Source organism: Croceicoccus sp., from assembly GCF_983967925.1.
Genome location: NZ_CFETID010000053.1, coordinates 1 through 8,419 on the forward strand (window position 1 = coordinate 1; position 8,419 = coordinate 8,419).

General features: G+C 64.0%; 9 protein-coding genes. 1 reads left to right on the forward strand and 8 read right to left on the reverse strand.

The window, feature by feature from the left end; all coding sequences use genetic code 11:
• The 8 genes from AC4FIJ_RS16130 to AC4FIJ_RS16165 all read right to left on the reverse strand — a co-directional run.
• A partial coding sequence (locus AC4FIJ_RS16130) for a TCP-1/cpn60 chaperonin family protein (RefSeq protein ID WP_490337655.1) occupies window positions 1-300 on the reverse strand: 300 nt, incomplete at its 3' end.
• 48 nt (window positions 301-348) lie between these two features.
• Complete coding sequence (groES, locus tag AC4FIJ_RS16135) at window positions 349-636, reverse strand: co-chaperone GroES (protein WP_490337656.1); 288 nt, start codon at window positions 634-636, stop codon at window positions 349-351.
• A 225-nt stretch (window positions 637-861) separates the two neighbouring features.
• Window positions 862-2,292, reverse strand: coding sequence for an MATE family efflux transporter (locus AC4FIJ_RS16140; RefSeq protein WP_490337657.1), 1,431 nt, complete (start codon window positions 2,290-2,292; stop codon window positions 862-864).
• Window positions 2,293-2,412: 120 nt separating this feature from the next.
• Window positions 2,413-2,790 (reverse strand): 50S ribosomal protein L7/L12, encoded by a 378-nt coding sequence (rplL, locus tag AC4FIJ_RS16145; protein WP_490337658.1) that lies wholly within the window; start codon window positions 2,788-2,790, stop codon window positions 2,413-2,415.
• Window positions 2,791-2,878: 88 nt separating this feature from the next.
• Window positions 2,879-3,394, reverse strand: a complete 516-nt coding sequence (gene rplJ / locus AC4FIJ_RS16150; RefSeq protein WP_490337659.1) for a 50S ribosomal protein L10 — start codon at window positions 3,392-3,394, stop codon at window positions 2,879-2,881.
• A 330-nt stretch (window positions 3,395-3,724) separates the two neighbouring features.
• Window positions 3,725-3,979, reverse strand: a complete 255-nt coding sequence (locus AC4FIJ_RS16155; protein ID WP_490337660.1) for a helix-turn-helix domain-containing protein — start codon at window positions 3,977-3,979, stop codon at window positions 3,725-3,727.
• Entirely contained in the window at window positions 3,979-4,515 is a 537-nt protein-coding gene (locus AC4FIJ_RS16160) for a DUF2975 domain-containing protein (RefSeq protein WP_490337661.1), read from the reverse strand. Before AC4FIJ_RS16160 ends, AC4FIJ_RS16155 begins: the two co-directional genes overlap by 1 nt.
• A gap of 10 nt (window positions 4,516-4,525) precedes the next feature.
• Window positions 4,526-4,660 (reverse strand): hypothetical protein, encoded by a 135-nt coding sequence (locus tag AC4FIJ_RS16165; RefSeq protein ID WP_490337662.1) that lies wholly within the window; start codon window positions 4,658-4,660, stop codon window positions 4,526-4,528.
• Between the two features lie 472 nt (window positions 4,661-5,132).
• Here AC4FIJ_RS16165 and rpoB point away from each other — a divergent pair.
• A partial coding sequence (rpoB, locus tag AC4FIJ_RS16170) for a DNA-directed RNA polymerase subunit beta (protein WP_490337663.1) occupies window positions 5,133-8,419 on the forward strand: 3,287 nt, incomplete at its 3' end.

Below are 8,419 nucleotides of genomic sequence, written 5' to 3' on the forward strand. Positions count from 1 at the left end.
CACGATGGCCTGGGCCAGCACGGTGGCGGTGGTGGTGCCGTCACCGGCGGCGTCGTTCGCCTTCGATGCGACTTCCTTGATCATCTGCGCGCCCATGTTCTCGAACTTGTCCTTGAGTTCGATTTCCTTGGCGACGGTGACGCCGTCCTTGGTGATGCGGGGTGCGCCGAAGCTCTTGTCGATCACGACGTTGCGGCCCTTGGGGCCCAGCGTGACCTTCACGGCATTGGCGAGGGTGTCGACACCCTTCAGGATGCGTTCGCGTGCGTCACGCGAAAACTTCACGTCCTTGGCAGCCATTGTGTTCTCTCCTCTTGGGAATTCAGATTGTCAGGAAGGACCGGAAGCTCAGGCGATGATGCCGAGCAGGTCGCTTTCCTTCATGATGAGCAGGTCTTCGCCGTCGACCTTGACCTCGGTGCCGGACCACTTGCCGAACAGCACGCGGTCGCCGGCCTTGACGTCGAGCGGGGTGACGGTGCCGTTTTCGGAACGGGCGCCGGAGCCGACGGCCACGATCTCGCCCTCGCTGGGCTTTTCCTTGGCGCTGTCGGGGATGATGATGCCGCCGGCGGTCTTTTCCTCGGCTTCGATGCGACGGACCAGAACGCGGTCGTGCAGCGGACGGAATGCCATGATGATGACCTCTTCCAGTTGATATGGCGGGCGGGGCTGCTAAATGTCCCCGTACCGCCTGGGTTGGATGTGCTTTGGCACTCTCTGGGTGAGAGTGCCAGCGGCGCGGATATGGTCCGGCGCGGGGCAGGCGTCAAGAATGGCGCGTGCATTTTTTTGCCGTTTTTTGCCTGAGGCCGGGGCCCGACGAAAAAGGGGCGACCCGCTTTTGGGCCGCCCCCTGGGTTACACGCGGTCGATGACAAGTCCGAGACGTTCGCGCCTGTGCCAGCGCCATGTCATCAGTATCGAGGTGACCAGCAGGCCGAGCGCGAGGCCGTACCACACGCCCTTGCCAGCAAGCGGGGTGTAGAAGCCCAGCACCCATGCGGCGGCAAAGCCGAACACCCAGTATCCGATCACCGCGATGACGAAGGGCACGCGCGTATCGGCCAGCCCGCGCAGCAGGCCCGCCAGCACCGCCTGCGCGCCGTCGAACAGCTGAAAGCCCGCCGCGATCAGCAGGAAGGACAGGGCCAGCGTGACCAGCTGAACATTGGCCGGATCGTCTACGTCGATATAGATCGACAGCAATAGCCGCGGGGCGAGCAACATCAGCGCGGCGAAAATCACCGCCATCCCGCCCGTCAGCGCCAGCACCGCAAGGCCCGCACGATGCACGCCTTCACGCGATCCGGCGCCGTTATGGATGCCGACCCTAATTGTCGCGGCCTGCGCGATGCCGAAGGGCACCTGAAAGCACAGCGCCGCCAGTTGCAGCGCCACCGTATGCGCGGCCAGCTGCAACCCGCCCAGCGCGCCCGTCAGGAACGCCGCCGCACCGAACAGCCCGCCTTCGGCAAGCGTGATCGCCGCGATGGGCAGGCCGATCTTCCAGATCTCGCCCAGCCGCTGCCAGTCGGGCCGCCACAGACGCCCGAACAGGTAATGCCGCCGCATCCGCCGGTCGGACTGGATGATCGCGACATAAGCCGCCAGCACCGCCAGCGCGGTGATGACGCTGGCGATCGCCGCGCCGCGCAGGCCGAGCGCGGGCGCGCCCAGATTGCCGAAGATCAGGATCCAGTTGCCGGTGGTGTTCACCAGCAGCGCAAGCACGGTGATCCATGTCGCGATCACCGCGCGGTCCATCGTTGACACGAAGATGCGCAGCACGTTCGCCGCCACCACCGGGATCGCGGCAAAGGACAGCACGAAGAGATATTCGCCCGCCATGCGCGACACGACCGGATCCTGCCCGGTGGCGTGCATCAGCGGCTCTCCGCCCAGTGCGACGATCATGATGAACAGGCCTGCGAAAAGGCTCATCCACAGGCCCATCCGGAACGAGCGGCGCATTTCGCGCAAGGCATGGCGCCCGCGGCCCAGCGCAGTGGCGGCCATCGGGGCGACCGCGCCGATCAGGCCCAGCGCGCACCACAGCGACAGCCCATAGACCGATGTGGCGAGCGTGATCGCGGCCAGCTGCTGCGTGCCCAGCTGCGCCACGAAGATCACGTCGATGGCATAGACCGCCATCTGCAGCAGGTTCGCCGCGGCCAGCGGGATCGCCAGCCTTGCGGTCGCGGCAAATTCGGTGCGCAGCGGGCGCGCATCGCTGCCTGCGCCGCCGGGGGGCGGGGCGGTCTGCGTTGCGGTATCGGGCAGGGTGGACATGGGTATTCTCGAATCTCTTGCAGACAAAAAACTGGGGCGGCGTCTTTGCGGACGCCGCCCCAGAGAGCTTCGAAGAGTTTCGAGGCTGTGAAAGTCGGGCTTCGAAAAACCCTTTCTTTCTTACTTGAGCTCGACGGTGCCGCCGGCTTCCTCGATCTTCTTCTTGATCTCTTCGGCTTCCGCCTTGTTCACGCCTTCCTTGACGGGCTTGGGCGCGCCTTCGACCAGAGCCTTCGCGTCGGCGAGGCCCAGACCGGTGATCGCACGGACTTCCTTGATCACCTGGATCTTCTTGCCGCCGTCGCCGGTCAGCACGACGTCGAACTCGTCCTTCTCTTCAGCAGCCGGGGCATCGCCACCGGCGCCGCCCGGTGCCGCAACGGCAACGGCAGCAGCAGCCGAAACGCCCCATGCTTCTTCAAGCGCGGTTGCGAGTTCAGCGGCTTCGAGAACGGTTAGCTGCGACAGCTCTTCAACAATCTTCTGGATATCGGCCATTTCAATTCACTCCATTTCGTGTCGGGCGGCCTGACGTCAGGCGGCCCGTAAATCGATCGAAAGAACGTTTGTCCCTTTCGGGTTCGGCTCAGGCAGCGTCCTTGGCTGCATAGGCGCCGAACACGCGGGCCAGCTTGGCTGCGGGAGCCGTCGACAGCTGGGCGATCTTGGTCGCCGGGGCATTGACGAGCCCCACCAGCTTGGCACGCAGCTCGTCGAGCGAGGGCATCGAGGCGAGTGCCTTGACCCCTTCGGCGTCGAGCAGCTGACCACCCATGGAACCGCCGACGATTTCGAGCTTGTCCGTGCTCTTGGCGAAATCGACGGTCACCTTCGCGGCGGCCACCGGATCGACCGAAGTCGCGATCGCGGTGGGGCCGGTGAGGTACTCTTCGAGACCCGTATAAGGGGTGTCTTCGAGGGCCCGCATGGCAAGACGGTTCTTCGCGACCTTGTAGGACGCACCGGCGTCACGCATCTTCTGACGCAGATCGGTCGACTGGGCGACCGAAAGGCCGAGGTTGCGGGTGACGACCACCACGCCCACCTCTTGGAAGACGGCGTTCAGCTGTGCGACCGATTCGGCTTTCTGCGAACGATCCATGCTTACTCCTTCACGTATGATCGCCCGCTTTGCAGGCAGGCGATCGGCTCATTGTGTCCACGCATGCCTCCTTGCGGCGGCAAGCGCGGTCGAGTCCGTCGATCAGGGAAGGAGTGCGTTGAAACAACGCGGTTTGCGGCGCATGCCCCGGTTGTGGCGGGGCGGGCCGCGTAATCTCGTTTCCCCGTCTAGGCTGGAGATTAAGACCGGCATATTCCGGTCACCAACTGTCTCGGACGGATGACAGGCAGGCCAAGGCCCGCCGGTCAGTGGCGGGCCTCTACCGTTTCGGGCGCAGGAGTCAACCGAAAGCTGGCGAAAGCCGGTTTTCTAGCCCGGCTCGTACCCCAGCAGGTCGCCCGGCTGGCAGTCCAGTTCGCGGCAGATCGCCTCGAGCGTGGAGAAGCGGATCGCCTTGGCCTTGCCGGTCTTGAGGATCGACAGATTGGCCAGCGTCAGCCCCACGCGCTCGGCTAGTTCGGTCAGGGTCATGCGGCGCTCGTAGAGCAGGTCGTCGAGTTTTACCACGATGCGGGTACCTTCCTCGCTGTTCTCGGACTTGGCCTTGTCGGATTTGGGAGGCATCAGACGGTTCCTTCCAGCTCTTCGCGCATCTCGGTCCCCTTGCGGAACACGCGGGCGAGAACGAAAAGGACGAGCACGAGGATGATGCCGCTGCCGTCGCCGCCGACCTCGAAATTGGCGTCGCCCGCGTCGGCGGCGATGCTGGCGACCCATGCGCCCGGTATCGCCACGATAAAGCCCCCGACATAGATCGCGACGACAAACCAGCCCATCCGGGTCAGGCGTCTGGCGTTTTCGGGAATGAACGGATCGCCGTCGCGCACGGTGTCGGTGATCGCCAGCAGATTCCAGAAGAAATAGATGCCCATGATCACGATGGCAGCGATCCCCAGCAGAAGGAAGACCAGTGCGGCGAAGAAGCCGGGCGGGGCCGTCTTGCCTTCCTTGAGCAACTCGGCGGCGATATCGCTCTGGAATATGACCACGAAGGGCGAGCCGACGATCAGGCCGGAGGCGGCAAGACACAGCACGCCGATCGCAAACCAGATGATGGCGCGAAGGGCTGTCAGCAGCGGATCGCGGAGCAGCACGCTCATGGTCTTCTCCTCAGGCCAGTGCCGGGGCGGCGATCGAGGCGGCTTGGGCGGACGGCGCGGGCACGGCGACCACCGCCGATATGCTGGCGATGACGATGAAAAAGGCCGCAATGGCGGAAAGCATGTTCTGAGCGGGGTGTTGCATTTATCGATCTCCATGAAAGGACTTATTGCAAATCGATATATTCAAAGCGCTGCATATCGTCAATCGATAAATATTGAAAAACGATAATAGCCTGATTGTTTTGCGGAAAACTGCCGCGCCATCGCCACCATTTGCGCGCAGTTGCAGGAATCGCGCCGTGCCAACCCTTTGACAGCGCGGGGGCGGGCTCCTATATGCGGGGCCGTCCGACAGCTTCGAGCAAGACGGCCTTTGCGCGTAAGGCCATCCGGGAAGGAAGCGGGACATCAGCAAACGACGCGGCGGCTGCAGGCCACGACTCGCCGATTTGGGCGGGACATCGTGTGTCTGGCGGCCTTTCGTCGTTTCTGGATCACCTTCGTGCACGAGATTTACGGGCGGCCATGCGGCGGCGAATCGCACCCAGCGAATCGGCCGTGGCGGACGCCCCGACCCGAGACGAACCCCAAAGGCGAAAGAGGCCCTCTCTCTTATGGCTACCCAGCTCGACGACACCGCACCCCGCCCCGTGGGCACGAAGAAGAAGCGCATCCGCAAGATCTTCGGCGACATCCACGAAGTGGTCCAGATGCCGAACCTGATCGAGGTTCAGCGCGAAAGCTACGAGCAGTTCCTGCGTTCCGATCCGGCGACCGGCTATGTCTCGGGCCTTGAAAAGACGCTGCGTTCGGTGTTCCCGATCCGCGACTTCGCCGGCACCAGCGAGCTGGACTTCGTCCACTACGAGCTGGAAGAGCCCAAGTACGACACGACCGAATGCCGCCAGCGCGGCATCACCTATGCGGCCCCGATGAAGGTGACGCTGCGCCTGATCGTGTTCGAGATCGATCCCGACACCGAAGCCCGCTCCGTGCTCGATATCAAGGAGCAGGACGTGTACATGGGCGACATGCCGCTCATGACCTCGAACGGCACCTTCATCGTCAACGGCACCGAGCGCGTGATCGTCTCGCAGATGCACCGATCGCCCGGCGTGCTGTTCGACCACGACCGCGGCAAGACGCACTCCAGCGGCAAGTATCTGTTCGCCGCGCGCGTGATTCCGTATCGCGGTTCGTGGCTGGATTTCGAATTCGACGCCAAAGACATCGTCAACGTCCGCATCGACCGCAAGCGCAAGCTGCCGGTCACGGCGCTGCTCTATGCGCTGGGCCTCGATAGCGAGGAAATCCTCGAGCATTTCTACAACATGGTCGTGTGGCAGCGCGGCGAGGGCGGGTGGAAGATCCCGTTCACGCCCGAGGCATGGCGCGGCCAGAAGCCCGCGTTCGACATCGTCGATGCGAATTCGGGCGAAGTCGTGTTCCCCGCCGGCACCAAGATCAGCCCCCGCGCCGCCAACAAGGCGCAGAAGGACGGCCTGACCGACCTGCTGATACCGACCGAGGAAATCTTTGGCCGCTATGCCGCCAAGGACATGATCGACGAATCGACCGGCCGCATCTGGATCGAGGCGGGCGACGAGGTTTCCCCTGAGAACCTGGAAGCGCTGGACAATGCCGGCGTCGACCGCCTGGAACTGCTGGACGTCGACCACGTCAACACCGGCCCGTGGATCCGCAACACCATGCAGGCCGACAAGGCCGAGAACCGCGAGATGGGCCTTGAGGCCATCTACAAGGTGATGCGCCCCGGCGAGCCGCCGACGAAGGAAACTGCCGAAGCCCTGTTCGAAGGCCTGTTCTTCGACGGCGAACGCTATGATTTGTCGGCCGTGGGCCGCGTGAAGCTGAACATGCGCCTTGGCCTCGACGCCGAGGACACGATCACCACCCTGCGGCGCGAGGACATCCTTGCCGTCGTCAAGGAGCTGGTCGACCTGAAGGATGGCAAGGGCGAAGTCGACGACATTGACAACCTCGCCAACCGCCGCGTGCGTTCGGTGGGCGAGCTGCTGGAGAACCAGTACCGCGTCGGCCTGCTGCGCATGGAACGTGCGGTGAAGGAGCGCATGTCGTCGGTCGACGTGTCGACCGTGATGCCGAACGACCTCATCAACGCCAAGCCCGCCGTGGCCGCGGTGCGCGAGTTCTTCGGTTCCTCGCAACTGTCGCAGTTCATGGACCAGACCAACCCGCTGTCGGAAGTGACGCACAAGCGCCGCGTGTCGGCGCTCGGGCCCGGCGGTCTGACCCGTGAGCGTGCCGGCTTCGAAGTCCGCGACGTTCACCCGACCCACTATGGCCGCATCTGCCCGATCGAGACGCCCGAAGGCCCGAACATCGGCCTGATCAACTCGCTGTCGACCTTTGCGCGCGTCAACAAGTACGGCTTCATCGAGACGCCGTACCGCAAGGTCATCGACGGCAAGGTGACCGGCGACGTCCAGTACCTGTCGGCGATGGAAGAGCAGAAGAACACCGTCGCGCAGGCTTCGGCCGAGATCGACGGCGACGGCCAGTTCATCGAGGATCTCGTCTCGGCCCGCCAGAACGGCGAGTTCGTGATGAGTCCGTCCGAGCAGGTTACGCTGATGGACGTTTCGCCCAAGCAGCTCGTGTCGGTCGCGGCATCGCTGATCCCGTTTCTTGAGAACGACGACGCCAACCGCGCGCTAATGGGATCGAACATGCAGCGTCAGGCCGTGCCGCTGGTGAAGGCCGAAGCGCCTTTCGTCGGCACCGGCATGGAAGAGACCGTGGCGCGCGATTCGGGCGCCGCGATCAGCGCCAAGCGCGGCGGCATCGTCGATCAGGTCGACGCGACCCGTATCGTGATCCGCGCGCAGGGCGACGTCGAGGCCGGCCAGTCGGGCGTCGACATCTACCGCCTGCAGAAGTTCGAGCGTTCGAACCAGAGCACCTGCATCAACCAGCGTCCGCTGGTGAAGGTGGGTGAGGTGATCGAGGCCGGCGACATCATCGCCGACGGTCCCTCGACCGATCTGGGTGAGCTGGCGCTGGGCCGCAACAGCCTCGTCGCGTTCATGCCGTGGAACGGCTACAACTACGAGGACTCGATCCTGATCAGCGAACGCATCGTGAAGGACGACGTGTTCACCTCGATCCATATCGACGAGTTCGAGGTGATGGCCCGCGACACCAAGCTGGGCCCCGAGGACATCACCCGCGACATCCCGAACGTGGGCGAGGAAGCGCTTCGCAACCTTGACGAGGCGGGCATCGTCTATATCGGCGCCGAAGTGCATCCGGGCGACATCCTTGTCGGCAAGATCACGCCCAAGGGTGAAAGCCCGATGACGCCGGAAGAAAAACTGCTGCGCGCCATCTTCGGCGAAAAGGCCAGCGATGTGCGCGACACCTCGCTCCGCCTGCCGCCGGGCGTGTCGGGCACCATCGTCGACGTGCGCGTGTTCAACCGCCACGGCATCGAGGTGGACGACCGTACCCGCGCCATCCAGAACGAGGAAATCGAACGCCTCGCCAAGGACCGCGAGGACGAGCGTGCGATCCTCAACCGTGCGACCTACAACCGCCTGCGCGACATGCTAGTCGGTCAGACGGCTTCGGCGGCGCCCAAGGGCGTCAAGAAGGGCGTGGAGATCACCGACGAGATGCTCGACGAGATCGAGCGTTTCGAATGGTTCAAGTTCGCGGTGGCCGACGACAATCGCCAGCAGCAGCTTGAAGCGGTGAAGAGCCAGTACGACGAGAGCGTCAAGGCCATCAACGCGAAGTTCGAGGACCGCAAGGAAAAGCTGGAGCGCGGCGACGAGCTGGCTCCGGGCGTGCTGAAGATGGTCAAGGTGTTCGTCGCGGTGAAGCGCAAGCTGCAGCCGGGCGACAAGATGGCCGGCCG